Origin of the sequence: Faecalicatena faecalis (assembly GCF_012524165.2) — a bacterium.
Classification (GTDB): Bacteria; Bacillota; Clostridia; order Lachnospirales; family Lachnospiraceae; genus Faecalicatena_A; species Faecalicatena_A faecalis.
The window spans coordinates 19,476-37,490 of record NZ_JABACJ020000003.1; the positions used below are offsets into that span (position 1 = coordinate 19,476).

Below are 18,015 nucleotides of genomic sequence, written 5' to 3' on the forward strand. Positions count from 1 at the left end.
ATTCGATAAAGGAGGTTATTAAATGAACCAAAAGTGAACATTTTATTAACTTTCTATAACTTTTATGTTGTTAGTATACTCTGTGAAACTTTTTTTTGAAATTGAATATCTTACTAAAAAAGGTTAAAAAATTACACCCAGTAATTTTTTAACCTTTTTTTGTCTGCTATTGTCCTGTCAATGGATAGAGAAGCCTTTGGTTCTCCTCTTCATACATGTTATTGCGGTTGATCAGTTTACATCCAGAGTCCAGATTTTTCTCCACTCTTTTTCCAGTCATGATATTGGCGGCCTGTTCTATTCCAAGATACCCCATATTAAATGGCTTTTGAATGATGATGCCCTGGAAAACGCCTTCCTCTAAAAGCTGGATTTCCTCCACTGAGCTGTCGAATCCGACGACCTTGACCTTACCTGCCAGTCCTGATTCCTTGACAGCCCGGGCTGCTCCGACTGCACCATATTCATTCGTGCCCATGATCATTCCGATATCAGGATAGCGTGCAAGCATCTCTAAAGTTTCTTTATACGCCTTATCATAAGAAGAATCGCAGAACACAACATCCTTCACCTGGGATTCATATTGTCCCAATCCTTCCCGCATGCCCTTTTCCCGTTCGATTGCGGTAGAAGACCCCTTCACATGGGCCACGATTCCAATAGGTGTATCTTTATCAATCAATGACCTCGCATACTCCCCAAGTTCCTTCCCTCCCCGGGAATTATCCGTTGCCACAACACTGGACGCAATATCCCGGTCGATCACAGAATCAATCAGGACCAGCCGGATTCCACTATCAACCACCTTCTGCAGAGCCTCACTCGTCTCCGAATAGCTGCAAGGTGCTGCTAGGATCACATCCGGCCTTTTCTCTATGCTCTCCTCAATACAGGCAATCTGTCCCTGGATATCCTCCTCCGACTTACCACCCAATACCTCTATCTCCATATTGAACTCTTCTGCCCCCAATTCAGCCCCGGAGATCAGGGACGTCCAGAACCCGTTGGTGCTGTCGATCGTCTTAGGAATCAGAATGACTTTATATACCTTCTGCTCCCGATTCTTCGCATCGAACATCCCATACACGACCAATAGAATTGCGGTGATGATAATGAACAGGAAAATCCCTGTCATCCTCTTTTTACTTAACGTTCTACTCTTCATCTGTCCGGCTCTTCAGCGGCACTGTAACAGTCGCCACTGTCCCTACCCCCTTCCTGCTGATATAGGTGATACCGTACTCAGAGCCATAATAAAGCTGCAGCCGCTTCTGTACATTTGGCACTCCTACACCATTTGATTTGTGCTCCTTTTTTGACTCGTCAAAAATATGCTCTAATGCCTCATTATCCATGCCCACGCCGTCATCTGCAACCGTTATACAGACTTTACTGCCGCGCTCATACCCTCTGATATTCAGATTCCCCTTGGTCTCCTTATATTTCAAGCCATGATAGATCGCATTTTCCACAAGAGGCTGCAGAGCGAACTTAATAATCATCACATTTCTGATCTCCGGTGCTACCTCAATGGAATACTCCAGCTTGTCCTTATACCGCATCTTCTGAATCGTAAGATAACTGCGTACATAATCAATTTCTTCAGCCAGAGTGACCTGCTCTTTATCATTGCTGATGCTCTGCCGAAGCAGCTTAGCCAGGGCCGATGTCATCAGTACGACGTCCTCATTCTGTCCTGCCTCTGACATCCAAATAATGGAGTCCAGAGTATTATATAGGAAATGCGGATTGATCTGGGCCTGGAGAGCCCTCATTTCATTCTTTCGCTTCTGCTTTTGTTCATATACATTCTGTTCCATCAATGTGTGGATACGCTCTGTCATGACATTAAACGATTTACTGAGGCTTCCGATCTCATTCTCTGCTGTGACCGCTACATTAGCCTTGTCAAATTTACCTTCCTCGACCATGCTCATAGAATCCCGAAGCTGGCGGATGGGCCTTGTAATTTCACGGGAAATGATATTAGAAATCACCAGTACTCCTAAAAGCAGGACTGCTGCCACCAGCAGATACATCATCTGGGCCTGCTTATTATTCTTGAGAAGCTCCGAGGTATTGGCAGCACCTACTACCGTCCACCCGGTCTTGTCAGACTTTGAAATCGTATAGATCTTGTCTCCCGTATTCAAATAGTCCGTATCCGCTGCCATGATCTCATCGATTTTTTCCGTGATCAGACCACTGTACATCAACTGCTGTTTGGGATGATAGATGATATTGCCGTCCTCATCCAGAATAAAGATATACCCCTTATTACCAATGCTGTTATTACTGCACAATTCACTGATCGCCGTATAGTTCAGGTCTACAAAAAACACCCCGTCCTGCTTTCCTGTATTGTAATTGACCAAAGCCTTGCTCAAAGTAATGACCCATTTATAGCTGCTCTTAATAGAATTCTGGACATGGGACGAGGAGATGGCCGTCCCGTCCTTGGCAGTAAGTGCAGCATTATACCAGTCCTGTTCTTTGATATTGATATACTCTGTGAACTCATCATGGCCGTCATTCAGGACGCTGCGCCCGTTGTTTGCCACAACGGCAATATTATATATATCGCTGCGGCTGTCCAGAATCGTCTTGAACTGGGACAAGATTCTCTTCTCTTCCTCTTCCCGCTCCTTCTCTGTCTGATTCTCATTATACAGATAATTGGATACGTCACTGCTCGTAGAGACAATATATGAAATATTCTCCAAATACTTTACGTAGGAATCAATATCATAATTCACCTGTTTGATGATCTGCGATGTATAATTGACGGAGTTCTCATAAATCGAGTTACTCGTATAGTTCAATGCGATGAACAGGAAAATAAGTACAGCAATCACCATCAGTACGGAAAATGAAACCATCATAGTACTCTGGATACTTTTGAATCTGCTGAAAATCGTCCTGTTTTCTTCTTTTCTTTTCATAGCTTACTTCTCTCTTGCATACTCCTTTGGTGTCTTTCCCGTCATCTTCTTAAATGCAATACTGAAATAGTGCGGGTCACTGAATCCGACCTTCTCAGCGATCTCATAATTCTTAAGGCTCGTCTGCCTAAGAAGCTGCTTTGCCCTCTCCATCCTGATATTCGTCAGGACTTCAGTAAATGTCTTACCGGTAGTCTCCTTAAAAATACTGCTGAACCTGCTTGTACTGATATTCAAATATTCGCAGATGTGGTTCAGACTCAAATCTGGATTGCTATAATTTTCTTTGAGATAATCCACCGCCATCACCGCCTGGCGCTCTCCACTGGACTGCCCGGCTGCCATGGCCGCCTCCAGGCCCCGTGACGCATAATCCCGAATCAGGGCAACTGCCTTCTGCAGACTCCTGGCATCCGTAATATTAGAAATATCAGAATCCTTTAACTGAAAGCTCTCTTCTGTCTCCTGTACCGTCTCATAAATAATACGCAAGACCTGGTGAAGATAGGCGACACACTTGTTCCTGCTTACATATCCATTTCTCATCCACCCCTCAATATGGTCGATGGTATCCATTAACGCTTTCCTATCACTCCCACGTACCGCAGAGGCAAGGTCCTTAAAATCCTGTTCCAGCTCCATTGGATTGCCCGACACGATCTCCTTCTCACAATCAAAAATGACTCCACAGCCTTTTGTATAGCGGTATTTCAAGAACTCTGCGGCAGAATCATAGGACTTGTAAAGCTCATCCAGGGAATGTACATATCTCCCGATTCCCATAGAAATGCTCAGCTTCATTGTATCATACACCGTCTGCTTGATCTCCCGGCAGATCTTCACTGCCTCCTCTGTAAACTCTTTCGGTTTATTCGTCAGGAACAGGATGCACACCCTGTTGTCAGAATCCCTGTAAGCCAGCCCGGCCCCATGGTTATTCACGATCTCACTGGAAATATTCTCCACAACAAAGGACATCAGAGCACTTTCCTTTTTCAGTTCATCCTCCACCTCATACAGGTCAGAATATACATCAATATCTACAGCAGCCACCCGATAGGCACTGCTCTCCACAGATATCCCGAACTCCTCCAATTCCTTTAAACTTGTCTCCACTTCCTGGGTCCCCTTGACCAGACGGGACAGAGTCCTTGAGATGATCAGCGCTTCATTCTTCGTATAGCTGTGATATACCTTCGTCAATTCATCAATCTTCTGCTCCTGCTGTCTTTCACTATCCAGCTTCTCCTTGATCCTGGACAGAACCTCTGACAACTCCCTTGCCGTCACCGGCTTTAAGATATACTCTGCGACCTTATACTGGATCGCCTGTTTTGCATATTCAAAATCACTATATCCGCTAAAAATAATAATCGTGGTCTGAGGGAAGTTCTCATATACATACTTACTCAGTCCCATGCCGTCTATGTATGGCATACAGATATCTGTAAGTACAACATCGACCTGGTTCTTTTCCATGAACTCGATCGCATCCTTCCCGTTCTCACAGTCTTTTGCCAGCTCAAATCCAAGCTTGTTCCATTCAATCTTAGCGCTGATGGCCTCACGCACCAAAATCTCATCATCTACCAGTAAAACCTTGTACACTGTGCTTTCCTCCCGTGTAAACAAATTCATTTTCCTAATCCCGCATCTGCTGCGGCCCCGCCCGCAGGGCATGTATTATGATCCCCCCTATGTGGAAGATATAACAACCGCAGGCAGGGATATCACTGCCTGCGGTTATAAATTGTAGTATGTTTCTGAATATAATAACAGTATACAACAAGCTGGAAAATAGGGAAAGAAGTTTTCTTAACAAAATAAAAAACCCAAAATAAAAACCTGCCCTCTAAAGAAGATCGTTCTATACAAAAAAAAGAAGAAGCCGGATCTCTCCCGGATTCTTCTTCCAAATAACTCCTGCTGATCCCGCTTCCAACAGCAGGCACAGCCTCTCTTACTGCATTTATCTATTTGTATCCTGAATAACATCCTTTCCAAAAATCATCATCAGGATCACCGCCGCTGCGAAGCTGACTACGCATGCTATGATTGCCGCAGCGGTTGTGGCATCAAAACCGATTGCCGGATTGATCGTCTGCAGCCAGCCAAATACACCGTTTACACCATAAATATACTGTTTTACACCTGCCGCGCCTATGATCGCACCGCCGAACCCGGAGGCAATACATGCAAGCAGGAAGGACTTTTTATACTGCAGGGTTACACCATATACACAAGGTTCTGTAATTCCGAACATCGATGAGATCAGTGCAGGCCCGCAGGTAGATTTCAGTTTTTTATTCCTTGTTTTCAGCATGATGACTAATACAACGCCCGCCTGTCCAAATGCAGATGCAAGTCCTGCAATGGTAACCGGATCGAATCCCAGTGTAGCCAGGTTATTGATTGAAATCGCAACAAATCCCCAATGCACACCAAACATTACACATACCTGAATCAATGCGCCGTATAAAAATCCTGCAATGGTCGCATTTAATTCAAACAGCGCAGAAACTCCCGCCCCCAGTAAATTACTGATAAAGCTTACTACAGGTCCAATGATAAGCAGCCCTAAGATCACACTGATAATCAGAGTCAGGGCCGGCACCAGGAACGAACGCAGCAGGTCTTTGACCCTTTTCGCAAAAAACATTTCTACCTTTGCCGCAAAATAACAGATAATGATCACCGGAATGACAGACCCCGCATAATTCATCAGTATAACCGGAATACCTAAAAAGGTGACATACACCGGTGATTCAAAAATCGTCCCACTGAATACATTGAAAAGTGGTTCTCCGGCCATTATCACAGCGATGGACGGATAAACAAGGGAGGCTCCGATCGCAACGCCGAGGAACGGTGTTCCTCCAAACTTCTTCATTGCCGTATATCCAAGGAATAATGGCAGGAAGTTGAAAAAGCTGTCTGCCACAATGTTCAGAATCTGATAAGTTCCATCGGCTGAATTCAGGATTCCTGTTGCTGTAAGCAGCGCAAGAACGCCTTTAATCACACCTGTCGCCATCAACATTCCCAAGACAGGGGTAAATACTCCGGAAATCGTATCCAGAAGACGGCTGCTCACCTTTTTATCCTTCATCCCTTCTTTAAATTCTTTTGCATCCTTTAATTCTGTGTTTTCGCCGTTCAGATTGTATAGTGTATTCATCTCTTTATATACATCGCCCACATGCTGTCCAATGACCACCTGGAATTGTCCGCCGCCCTTGATTACTGAAAGCACACCTTCAACCCCTTTGATTCCCGCTTCATCGGCCCTCGATTCATCCTTCAGTTTGAAACGCAGCCTTGTTGCACAGTGATAAGCGCTGATAATATTTTCTTTTCCGCCAATTTTTTCTATAATTTCACGGATCATCATTTCGTACTTCATTCTTTTTTCCACCCTTCCTCTAAAACTTTATGATTTTATCCTCATTTTCCTGAAAACTTATTTCCACAGGTTTTCTGTCTTTTTCTATAAACCTAACCTGACCATTTTGAAGACCATGAAGCCTTATATTTTCTATTTTCTTCCCTGCCCATTCAAAGTCCACGATGCATCCACTCTTTAAATGGATCCCGGTCACTCTTCCTTCACACAATTCATCCGACAGTGCAGGCAGCAGACAGACCTCATCGTTAAAGTCCTGAACCAGCATTTCCAGGATTCCTGCAGCCCCGCCAAAATTCCCATCGATCTGGAACGGAGGATGATTATCAAACAGGTTATCCAATGTGGCATTTTCCAAAAGCTCCCTTAAATTCTGCCAGGACTCTTCCCCCATCTGAAGACGTGCATAGAACAAAATAATCCAGGCCTTGCTCCATCCCGTATGTCCGCCGCCAGATTCTAACCTTCTCTCCAAAGTGCGCGCAGCTGCCTTTGCAAGCTGTGGTGTCTTGTCCACTCTGATCTGACTGCCGGGATAAAGTGCAAATAACTGAGAAATATGCCGGTGCCCTCTGTCTATTTCTTCGTAATCAGTCCGCCATTCCTGAATCTGTCCGTTCCTGCCGATTTTTAAAGGCGGCAGCGAATTCAGACGTTCTTCTGCTTCTTTTAGAAGTTCCTCATCCATATCAAGCTCTTTTGCGATCTGAATAAAACCGCTGAATAGCTCATGAAGAATCTCGATATCCATTGTGGGCCCCATGCATAGACAGCCAAATTCATCCTTGTCATTGAGATAAATATTTTCCGGCGAGCTGGATGGTCCGGTGATCCAGTAACCTTCTTCATCCTGCACCATATAATCCAGGAAAAATAAAATACTGTCTCTTAAGATATCAAAATATTCCCGGATGAATGCTTCATCCTTTGTATACTGGTAATGCTCGATCAGATGCAGGCACAGCCATGCTCCGCCCATTGGCCATATGGTTGCCGAGGTATGATTGTCCTGAGGTGCACAATCTCCCCATATGTCTGTATTATGATGACAACAGAAGCCTCTTGCACCATACATTTTCTGTGCTGTTTCTTTCCCATGCTCATGCATGTTCCTCAGATGCTCAAGGAGTGGCATATGCAGACTGGAAAGTCCCGTTTTTTCCGCCAGCCAGTAATTCATCTCAATATTAATATTGATCGTATACTTGGAGCCCCAGGCAGGTTCAAATTCTTCATTCCAGATCCCCTGCAGATTCGCCGGAAGACTGTGCTCTCTGCTGGAACTGATCAGAAGATACCTGGCAAAATCATAGTAAATATTCACAAGACCAATGTCCGTACCGCCCTCCCGCATCCGTTTCAAACGCTCGGGAATCGGAAAACGATTCTGCTCCTCTCCGGCTTTTAAAAAGAGCCTGCTTGTCTGGAAATATTTCTGATAATCACATATATGTTCCTGCTTAAGCTCTTCTGTCTCCTTTTCGCATACACGCGACAAGGTCTTCATACACCACTCATGTGGATCCTCACTTCGGTATGTGGTCCTTCCAGTAATATAGAGTACCGCCTTTTCTGCCCCTTCCACAATGATACGGCTGCCCATGCTGTATTGACTGCCGCCCTTGGACTCCACACGGATGGCCATCTCAAAACCGATTCCATCCCGGCCTCCCTGCCAGCCATGCAGACTGATCGTTCTGCCTTCCAGTGTGCGGACCCCGTCACAATATGAAGATCCACGTCCGCTTCGGTTATCCTTCCTTGTTGCAGAAACCTCAAAATTCAGCCTGCTTTGTCCCTCTGCCTGGATTTGATAAACAATCGTTTCTGCAGGATAGGACGAAAAATATTCCCTCCTGTGCCCGCCGTCTCCGTATCGGTAAGACAGTCCTCCAACAGCAGTCTCCAGGTCAAGAAATCTTTGATATTCCTGAACCTCTTTCTTTTCGGTGATCACGACCGGAAAATGCTCTTTTGTGTATTCCAGCCGATGTCCACCCTGCATATCCGTAAATTCGATCCAGACATCACCCAGGGTTTGATAATGCCGCATATGCGGATACGTTGCATACATACTCCTGGCTGCCAGCTTTTCTGCTTCCCGGACATTCCCGTCTGCCAAAAGCTTTCTGATCCTGTCCAGATTCGGCTTTGCATCCGGATTGATCCTGTCCATGAATCCTCCGGACCAGACAGAATCTTCATTAATCTGAATTCTTTCCAATGAAGTACCGCCAAAAACCATAGCGCCCAGAAATCCATTTCCGATCGGAAGTGCTTCATTCCAATTTTCTGCTTCCTTTTGGAACCACATTCTGCTCATCCTCATCCTCTCCTCCTTTGTTTTTGTTGATATTGGTATTATAGCAGGAAAAAAAGAGATTCCTGAAAAGTTCGCATATTGGAAACTCACTCAGAAATCTCTCTTCTCATTTATTTTTTTCAATTGTCTCCTGTGGGAAACCATAAATCTGCTGATATCTCAGCGCAATCTGTTCAATCAAAAGCTGATATAGGATTGGATGGTTCTGTACCTTATCCGAATATTCCAGAAACAGACAGTCATCTACCCTTTTATCTCCCGCCATTTCCCAGTTCGAGGTAATGAGGATAACCTTTGCCTTGGTCTCATCAAAACACTTTTTCCTGGGGCAGCCCTCCAGTCTTGTATACATACTGATGTATCTCCCTGTATTGGAAAAAATGACCAGCAGTGTATCTTTGTCTGCATTCCGGATATACTGTGTCTGCTTCATGTCGTCAATCGTCGTATAGACAAACTTCCTGTAGAGCGACATCTTATACTGAAGATTCAAAGCTGCCGTCTCCGAATATACTTCTCCAAACGCCGCAATCCTTTTATATTCATGGATGTCCCTCACCAAAGCATCGATCTTCCTGAAATCAGCAGCCTCAAACAGATGCCAGATATCCCTTGTCAGCACATCAATATAAGTATTCACGCCATTCTGGCAGATGAAATCCGTAATATTGATCGTACTGCCATCCCTGGTATATATCTCCTTTTTCTGTTCCCCCATTGCCGCCCACTTGAAATCTGTATAATCTTCAAATCCCAGGCTCCTGACAAATTTAGAAATCGTCGATTTGGATACATTACAGAGCTTTGCTGTCTCTCCGATGGAATACTCGACAATATGATCGATATTCTCTGTCATTACACTGGCAATATGATACTCCGTCGTATCGGGATCTTCCCCATTGATCAGAGTCGCCAGACGCTGGTATAAAATATGCATGGTACAGCCCACCTTTCCCGCCATTTTGATACCTTATTCTGCAGCCATTATTTCTCTATATCATATCACAATTACTGCTCCAATCCAACCCTCCAGCCTTTGGACCTGCTGCGCCTAGCTGTACGTGATACTGCGCGGGGATTCCCCATGTACGGCACATGTTTTCTCTAATGTCTTAGAATGAGTTAAAAGGCTGTAAAAGAAAAAGAGAAAAACCGAGGTCAGTGCCTCAGTTTTTCTCTCTTTTTCTTTTACAGCCTCTTAACAAGTGGCCTGACATTTAAGAAGATATTTACCATACCCGGGGAAGTCCCACTCAGGATCGTGTACGGCGCCACTTACAGTGTCACAATCACGCCATCTTCATCCCAGAGATCATGCCAGTCTTCTGCCCCTTCCCAGAGGAACACCTGTCCTTTGACAAGTCTGTTATTTCTCTCCAGTGTTGCGATCTTAGCCATCTCTTCGTCTGTCAGCGGATCTTCTGTCAGACATTTCAGGTTGCTTACGTATTCTGGCTCACGTACTGAGAATGGAATCGGAATCTGACCTCTCTGATGAGCCCATTTCAGTGCGATCAATGCCGGATGTACACCGTGTGCTTTTGCGATTTCCTGCATTTCAGGTGTCTGTAAGTCAGCTACATCCTCTGGACACATATCTCTCTCCGGTCTCTGTGGAGATCCTAAAGGCATGAAGCCGATTGGCTGAATCTCTTTTGACACAAGATAATCGTATAATTCCTGCTGCTGGAAGCATACATGAAGCTCCATCTCACAAGCAACTGGTTTGATCTTCATCAATGGCAGGACAGCCTCCAGTTTCGGGATTGTCATATTAGAAATACCGATATGACGGATCAGTCCTTTTTCTACTAATTCTTCACACTGTCTGTATGTACTCATGAATTCTTCCACACTGAACGGTTTGGAATCAGGGTTGCGGGAATCTACATCACATCCTGGTGCATGGTAGTTCGGGAAAGGCCAGTGGATGAAGAACAGATCGATATAATCGCACTGTAAATCAGCAATGCTCTTTCTACAGGATTCTTCTACTCTTTCGTGCATATCATTCCATACCTTTGTCATGATGTAAAGCTCTTTACGCTCTACAACGCCCTCGTCAAATGCAGCCTTGAAGACTTCACCGATCTGGTCCTCATTTCCATAACATGCTGCACAGTCGAACATACGGTATCCACAGCGGATTGCTCCTGCTACTGCATTAGATACCTCCTCTGCTGTAAATCTGTCAGAACCGAAGGTTCCCATACCTACACATGGCACTTCTTCTCCTGTGTAAAGTTTTACTTTTGGCACATCTGCCGGGTTAATAAATTCGCCCATCTTCATATCTCCTTTTCTTTTTTTATTATTTTAATTTCAGGATCTCAATTTCAGGGAAGATTCTTTCCATATCTTCCTTCACAAAAAATCCAGTCTCTTCTCTCAAAGCCGCTGCCGCTGAAATAGCACTTGCCTTGCGCAGGATTCCCTCAATGCTCAGGCCTTCACTTAAGCCCAGAGCAAATCCTGCGATCATAGAATCTCCACATCCGACCGTATTGACCGCATCGATCTTCGGCACCTTCGCCTGGTAGATTCCCTGGTCACATACAACAAAGGAACCGTCCCCGCCAAGGGAAACTGCTACGATTTCTACACCGCGTCTATGAATTTCCTTTGCGGCTTCTATCATATCATTCATATCATCACAGTTTTTTCCTGTGAGCATACGGATCTCATCTATATTCGGTTTGATCATAGTAGGGCAGGCTTCAATTCCCATTTCGAGCAGTTTTCCACTCGTATCCAGAATGACCTTTTTACCTGCATCCTTTACGATCTTTACAAGTCTCTGGTAAGCAGTTCCATCCAGTCCCTTTGGAACACTTCCTGACATCGCTACTACATCTGCCTTTTCCACCAGACCTTTGAACTTTTCAATAAATCCCTGAAAGTCCTCTTCTGTCACCGTAAATCCCGGCTCCAAAAATTCAGTTTGTACTTTGTTTACCTCATCCCAGATATTGATACAGGAACGGCTCTCTGCTTCCAGGTGGTAGAATGCACTCTCCACATGAAATGGTTTCAGAGAAGCTTCTATATAATTACCTGCGTGTCCCCCCACAAATCCAGTGGCCACCACTTCTGCGCCTGCGATTGCTGCAGGCTTGGATACATTTAAGCCCTTGCCGCCTGGTGTGTAGGCACATTCCTTCACGCGGTTCACTTCTCCGATCTGAAATCCCTCTACCACATACCGTTTATCGATTGCTGCATTTAAGGTTACTGTTAAAATCATGGAAATGCCTCCTAATCTTCATTTACCAGCAGAACTTTTCCTTTGACAAGTCCTGGTGTCTTAAACATCTGGAACGCTTCCTGTGCCTGGCTCATCGGTACCTTCTTATAGATGAAGCCCGGATCGAATTTTAACTGTCCTGTTGCAAAATAATGTGCAGTCAGTTCCCACTCTTTTCCTGGGAACGGAGAGCTGTATGACATCCAGGAGCCTGTCAGCTTGAATTCCTTACGGTTCATATTTTCCCACATCTTTGGTGTGAATGTCAGATCCACATGAGGGGTTCCGATGAAGCATACATGAGCCTTGTTGGCTGCCAGTTCGAATGCCATATACATGGTCGGTGCCTGTCCTGCTGTCTCATAGACATATGCATAGCCTTTGCCGTCTGTAATTGCCATCGCCTCTTCCATGAAGTTCTCTTTTGTTGTGTTAATTACCTCATCAGCGCCGAGACGTTTGGCAAGTTCCAGTCTTTCCTCGCTGATATCGAATACGACTACCTTCTTGGAACCGAAGATTTTTGCCCACTGCATCGTGAACATACCGATGGTTCCGCCGCCCAGGATCGCCACATACTGGCCGCCCTGATAATCATTCTGGAGAAGGCCGTGAAGTGCAACTGTAGATGGCTCGAACATGGCTCCCTGCTCATAGGAAATGCTCTTATCGAAGACAACCGCATTCTGCTCCGGTACTACCACATAATCTGCATTGCTTCCCTGCTGTCTGGAGCCGATGAAGCTGTAGTGCTTGCAGAGTGAAAAGTTACCATTCTGGCAGTCATCACATTTCATGCATGGAAGAAGCGGCGCTCCTGACACTCGGTCTCCTACTTTTACCTTTGTTACACCTTCCCCTACTTCTACCACATCACCTGAGAACTCGTGTCCCAGAACGATCGGGTAGAAGTGCACTCCGTTGTGGAGCACTCTCGGGATATCAGAACCACAGATTCCGGAAGCCTTCACCTTTACTTTGACTTCGCCCGGTCCAGCCTTAGGCTCCTCATAGTCGAGATACTGAACATCCTCGTTTGCACATACAACTGCTGCTTTCATCTTACCTGCCTCCTGTTTTTTTCATTGTTTCTTTTAAGTTACGATAAAGTTCCAGATAAACCTCATAATTCTTCTGATAAACATCTGCATTTTCTACATTTGGTTCATGGGAACGCTTCTCCTTTACAGTCAGTGCGACTGCTTCCTCAAAGCTTTCATACATGCCCACACCAACACCAGCCAGAATCACAGCTCCCAGAGTCGTTGCCGTGTCAGATGATGGCACAATGATGGGCTTTCCTGTGATATCGGATTTGATCTGGGTCCAAAGCAGAGAATTAGCGGAGCCTCCCATGGCGCGCAGCACACTGACCTCTGCCCCTGCTTCCTTTGCCACATCCAGATTGTGCTTTAATGCATATGCGACCCCTTCCATGGATGACCGGATAAAATGAGCCTTTGTCTTACTGAAATCCAGCCCATAATAGACCCCTTTTGCATCTGGGTCCCAAATCGGAGAGCGCTCTCCAGACATATAAGGAAGGAATACCACACCATCACTGCCCGGTGTCACCTTTTCTGCCATCTCATTGAAAAGATCTAAGGAGCTTCGTCCCTGTCTTTTTCCTTCTTCCCTCTCGTAATCACCGAATTGCTGCTCCAACCATCTCATGACACCTCCGCCTCCGGTGGTACCGCCCTGTAAGAGCCATTGTCCCGGTACAACATGATAGCCCAGAATGAGTCTTTCATCCGCAATATACTGGTCTGTACAGATGCTCATGCCTCCTGCCTGACCGCCCTGTTCCTGAGTCTCGCCCGGATGGATGACTCCTGCGCCCAATGTGCCGCATGCTGCATCCAGTCCTCCGGCTACGACAGGGGTGCCAATTGCAAGTCCGCACTCCTCTGCTGCTTTTCCATTCACTGTTCCGATCACTTCGTGACACGGATGAATCTCCGGGAGGAGATGCATCGGAATCCCAAGTGCCTCACACATATCTTCATCCCATGTACCGGTATGCATATTAAAGCAATGCAGGCCGTATCCCTGGGATAGATCCTGTGTCATCTCCCCAGTCAGCTTATATGCAATATAGCTGTTGGACTGGAGGATCTTATATGTATCTGCATATACCTCTGGCATATTTCTCTGATACCAGATGATCTTCGCCGTTGTATAAGATGGCTGCAGGGAATTACCTGAAAGTTTGAAAATCTCATCTGATCCAATTCTTTCATTCAGTTCTTCACAGATATCTGCCGCCCTTGTATCCATCCAGATCGGTGTATTTGTCAATACCCGGCCGTCCTTGTCGACCGCAATTGCAGACCAGCTCTGCCCATCGATTCCTACACCTGCGATGTCCTTCGGGGCAATACCGCCCTTTGAAAGAACCTCTTTGACTGCGCCGCAGACTGCACTCCACCACTCCTCTGGATTCTGCTCTGCCCACCCCTGCTTCGGATAGTAGACAGGATAATCGCCGTTCGCAGTGGCAATCACTTTTCCCTCTCTGTTGAACACAGCGATCTTACATGCGCTTGTTCCTATATCTATTCCTAATAAATACTGCTTCATTATGAACCTCCACACCGCCCTTACAGCGGTAATTGATTCTTCTATCCTTCAAAACGGATACTCTAAATCCGCTTCACTGCTTCCCTGACGAGGTTAAAGTACCGACCGGCCTTCCACAAAGCTTGTCGTAAGCCTCACTGTCTCATACTCTTTTCGTTCCGCCTCTTCTGCCTCCTCCAGACGTCCCAGCATCAATTCCGATACATTGCGGGCAATCTCCTTTGTCGGCTGCGTCACGATACTTAATTTAGGGATACTCGCCTTTGCGAACTCCACATTATCGAACCCAATAAAGGAAAGCTCCTCTGGAATACGAATTCCCAATTCATTGATCTGGATAATCGCTCCCATGGTCATTTCATAGTTGGATACAAAGACGGCCGTCATATCAGGATTCTCTCTGACCAGCTCTTTCATCGCATCGGCACCACCTTCTATGGTATAATTGCCCCATGCAGCAAGTTTTGCATCCGGTCGTATCCCGGCCTGTTCAAGCGCCTTGCAATACCCACTGTAACGCTCCTGGGCCGTGTAGATGTCTTTTGGTCCTGCAATCATTCCGATTCTAGTGTGTCCTGCCTTTAAAAGACGGTTCACTGCATCCTCTGCTGCTCCCTCATTATCTACAAGCACGCTGTCACAGTCGATATCCTTAAGCTTTCGGTCAATCAGCACTACCGGCTTTCCGGCCTTTGTAAACTTTTCCAGATACTTTCCGCTGCGTCCTGACGGCATGATGATCAATCCATCTACTCTCCTGTGAAGAAGGAATTCGACTGCTTCTTCTTCCCGCCTCTCATCTGTACGGCAATCACAGATCATCGTCGCATATCCATGGCTGCGAAGTAAGTCCTCCACCTCTGTGATGATTTCTGCACAGAAGATGTTGTTCAGCTCCGGGATGATGATTCCGATAATTTTCGTCTTATTTGTCTTAAGGCCCCTGGCAACCTCGTTCACCTCAAAATGAAGCTCTTCGATTGCCGCCTCAATCTTGACTCTGTTTTTCTCCCTGACGTTTCCGCCATTTAAATAAGAAGAAATCGTTGCAAGCCCGAGTCCGGTCTGCTTCGCAATGTCCTTGATTGTTGCTGCCATGCTCTGCCTCCAATATCCACAAGGAAGCTGTTTCGCCCCTTGGATATTTTATTCTGCTTTGTGGTCACATCCACATACCTTCATGCGTCCCATGACCAGTTCTTTTACTGCTTCCATTCCCACAACACCGAGTTTCTTCGGATCGAATGTCTCTGGCTTCTCTGCTAAAAGCTTCTTGCCTGCGTCTGTATAAGCGACCCTTAACTCCGTTGCAAAGTTCACCTTACACATACCGCGCTGTACGCATTCTCTGACATCGTCATCACTTAATCCGGATGCTCCATGAAGTACAAGTGGAACAGATACTACCTTCTTAATCTCGGAAACTCTCTCCTTATCTAAGACAGGAGTTCCGGCATAAAATCCATGTGCAGTACCGATCGCGATCGCAAGAGAAGAAACACCTGTGCGCTCTACGAATTCTTTTGCTTCCATCGGATCTGTGTTCGTGTCCGCTTCTGCCTCCAAGTCATCTTCCTTTCCGCCGACCTTTCCAAGCTCTGCCTCTACCGGGATTCCACATGCCTTAGCCACATCTACGACCTTCTTGCTCACTGCAATGTTATCTTCAAAGCTCTCATGGGAACCGTCGATCATAACAGATGTATATCCTGCTTTGATTGCCTGTACTGCCAGTTCAAAACTGCTGCCGTGATCTAAGTGCAGGCATACCGGAACCGTTGCCTTCTTGGCTTCTGCTGCTACGATTCCAAAGTAAGTCTCCAATGTACCATACTTTACGGTAGAAGGTGTAGTCTGGAGCATAACCGGTGCTCGAAGTTCCTCTGCAGCCGCAATGACAGCCTTTACCATCTCCATATTTTCTACGTTAAAAGCACCTACTGCATAGCCGCCCTTCTGTGCGTCTAATAACATTTGTTCTGATGTAACTAATGGCATATGTATAATCCTCCTTATTTTGAAACCGAAACGTTTCGGTTTTTCTGGTTTTATAATAACTCTGCTGCTGTAAAATGTCAATCGGAACTTTTTATGAAAACTAAATTTAGTAGAATGTGCTATATTTCTAACCTTAACTTTGTGCAATTACTACGAATAAAAAAAGACGCTATGCGTTTCTATTTCCGCATAGCATCTCTACTTTTTACTGTTTGTCTACGACTCTATTATATGCACCTCTTATGTACCTTTTGCTGCATCTCAATTCATCAAGCTATTTTCACTTATTCCTGTTAATCTAAGTGAAATACTGGTTTCAAATCGATTGATACCGGGCTGTTATCTGGGTTTGTCTCCATGATATCAGCCATGAAGTCCCACCATTTACGGCAGATTTCTGTATCAGCACTCTTGTCCCATTTTTCTGCATCTTCCAGCTCAATATATCCGTAAAGCACATTTGTCTCTGTGTCAAGGAAAATAGAATAATTAGATCCGCCGTACTCATGAATCATATCTCTCATCTCCGGCCAGAGCGCATTATGTCTCTTCTCATATTCTTCTGCCATTCCCTCATATAATTTCATCTTAAAACTTTTTCTTACCATCGTCTTACTCTCCTTTGCTTCTATAAATGATATCTTTTTCAGGATTTCTTTCTTCTAAATCAGCCCTTTAAAATGCATCCAGGATTTCTCGAAACATCTTGCCTGCAAATAAAAGGTCCTCTTTCCATTGCGGATTCCCTGTATACCAAAATTCTGTCACGAATTTACGAACCCCCAATTCCCAGGCTTTTGCTGCCCCGCTCTCAAAATCAACATGTCCGGTTCCAAATGGAATTTCCCTGAATTTACCCGGGACAGTCTCTTTTAAATGCATTGCCGCAAGGTGCCCTCTTCCAAGTTCCAAATCTTCCAGCACATCATTTTGATAGGTCTTTGCCGCATTCGTGATGTTCCCCAGGTCCGGGTACACATTCAAGTAAGGGGAGCCTACCAGTGTCACATATTTCATCGCCTTCTCGACCGTATTCATGAATTCATTTTCCATGGTTTCAAAGCCCATCATAATACCAAGACGTGCTGCCATCTCTGCTGCCTTTTTCAAGTTCTTAAGGAAACGTTTCTTCGTCTCAAAGGTAGAATCCTCATAGTACACATCGTAACCTGCAAGCTGGATGATACGGATTCCCAGGTCGTCAGCGAGCACCAGAGCCTTCTCCATAATCTCCATTCCCCTTGTACAGACTGCCGGATCGCTGCTGCCCAGTGGATATTTGCGGTGTCCGCTCAGACACATGGTGCGGATCGGAACTTGTGTTGACTGCATCAGACGTACCAGCTCCAACCGTTCCTCCTTTGACATGTCCAGTCTTGCCAGCTTCTCATCCGTCTCATCAATACTGATCTCTACGAAATCAAAGCCCGCTTCCTTTGCTGCCAGGAGCTTCTCCTCCCAAGTCAATACGGCTGGCATTGATTTCTCGTAAAGACCAAGTGTATATTTTTCTGACATCATC

At 45.5% G+C, this 18,015-nt stretch carries 14 protein-coding genes; all 14 read right to left on the reverse strand.

The window, feature by feature from the left end:
- Positions 1 to 166 precede the first annotated feature (166 nt).
- Positions 167 to 1,165: a substrate-binding domain-containing protein gene (locus HGO97_RS04520; protein ID WP_216239895.1), complete on the reverse strand. Its 999-nt coding sequence runs from the start codon at positions 1,163 to 1,165 to the stop codon at positions 167 to 169.
- Positions 1,155 to 2,942, reverse strand: a complete 1,788-nt coding sequence (locus HGO97_RS04525; protein WP_216239897.1) for a cache domain-containing sensor histidine kinase — start codon at positions 2,940 to 2,942, stop codon at positions 1,155 to 1,157. The genes HGO97_RS04520 and HGO97_RS04525 overlap by 11 nt, the downstream gene beginning before the upstream one ends.
- A 3-nt stretch (positions 2,943 to 2,945) precedes the next feature.
- Positions 2,946 to 4,550, reverse strand: coding sequence for a response regulator (locus HGO97_RS04530; RefSeq protein ID WP_287841324.1), 1,605 nt, complete (start codon positions 4,548 to 4,550; stop codon positions 2,946 to 2,948).
- A gap of 361 nt (positions 4,551 to 4,911) precedes the next feature.
- Entirely contained in the window at positions 4,912 to 6,345 is a 1,434-nt protein-coding gene (locus HGO97_RS04535; RefSeq protein ID WP_216239901.1) for a PTS transporter subunit EIIC, read from the reverse strand.
- A 19-nt stretch (positions 6,346 to 6,364) separates the two neighbouring features.
- The gene (locus tag HGO97_RS04540; RefSeq protein WP_216239902.1) at positions 6,365 to 8,668 is read right to left on the reverse strand and encodes a glycoside hydrolase family 95 protein; all 2,304 of its coding nucleotides are present in this window, start codon (positions 8,666 to 8,668) and stop codon (positions 6,365 to 6,367) included.
- Between the two features lie 106 nt (positions 8,669 to 8,774).
- Positions 8,775 to 9,629: a MurR/RpiR family transcriptional regulator gene (locus HGO97_RS04545; protein WP_246597309.1), complete on the reverse strand. Its 855-nt coding sequence runs from the start codon at positions 9,627 to 9,629 to the stop codon at positions 8,775 to 8,777.
- 314 nt (positions 9,630 to 9,943) lie between these two features.
- Positions 9,944 to 10,954: an aldo/keto reductase family protein gene (locus tag HGO97_RS04550; protein ID WP_216239903.1), complete on the reverse strand. Its 1,011-nt coding sequence runs from the start codon at positions 10,952 to 10,954 to the stop codon at positions 9,944 to 9,946.
- 25 nt (positions 10,955 to 10,979) lie between these two features.
- Complete coding sequence (gene pfkB / locus HGO97_RS04555) at positions 10,980 to 11,912, reverse strand: 1-phosphofructokinase (protein WP_216239904.1); 933 nt, start codon at positions 11,910 to 11,912, stop codon at positions 10,980 to 10,982.
- An 11-nt stretch (positions 11,913 to 11,923) separates the two neighbouring features.
- On the reverse strand, positions 11,924 to 12,973 hold the full coding sequence (locus HGO97_RS04560) for a galactitol-1-phosphate 5-dehydrogenase (protein ID WP_216239905.1): 1,050 nt from the start codon (positions 12,971 to 12,973) through the stop codon (positions 11,924 to 11,926).
- A 1-nt stretch (position 12,974) separates the two neighbouring features.
- Positions 12,975 to 14,495 (reverse strand): xylulokinase, encoded by a 1,521-nt coding sequence (gene xylB, locus HGO97_RS04565; protein ID WP_216239906.1) that lies wholly within the window; start codon positions 14,493 to 14,495, stop codon positions 12,975 to 12,977.
- A 93-nt stretch (positions 14,496 to 14,588) separates the two neighbouring features.
- Positions 14,589 to 15,593, reverse strand: a complete 1,005-nt coding sequence (locus HGO97_RS04570) for a LacI family DNA-binding transcriptional regulator (protein WP_216239907.1) — start codon at positions 15,591 to 15,593, stop codon at positions 14,589 to 14,591.
- 48 nt (positions 15,594 to 15,641) lie between these two features.
- On the reverse strand, positions 15,642 to 16,493 hold the full coding sequence (locus HGO97_RS04575) for a class II fructose-bisphosphate aldolase (RefSeq protein WP_216239908.1): 852 nt from the start codon (positions 16,491 to 16,493) through the stop codon (positions 15,642 to 15,644).
- A gap of 293 nt (positions 16,494 to 16,786) precedes the next feature.
- Positions 16,787 to 17,101 carry an L-rhamnose mutarotase gene (gene rhaM / locus HGO97_RS04580; protein WP_216239909.1) on the reverse strand — a complete coding sequence of 105 codons (315 nt, stop codon included), beginning with the start codon at positions 17,099 to 17,101 and terminating at the stop codon, positions 16,787 to 16,789.
- Positions 17,102 to 17,168: 67 nt separating this feature from the next.
- The gene (locus HGO97_RS04585; RefSeq protein WP_216240253.1) at positions 17,169 to 18,011 is read right to left on the reverse strand and encodes an L-ribulose-5-phosphate 3-epimerase; all 843 of its coding nucleotides are present in this window, start codon (positions 18,009 to 18,011) and stop codon (positions 17,169 to 17,171) included.
- Positions 18,012 to 18,015: the final 4 nt, after the last annotated feature.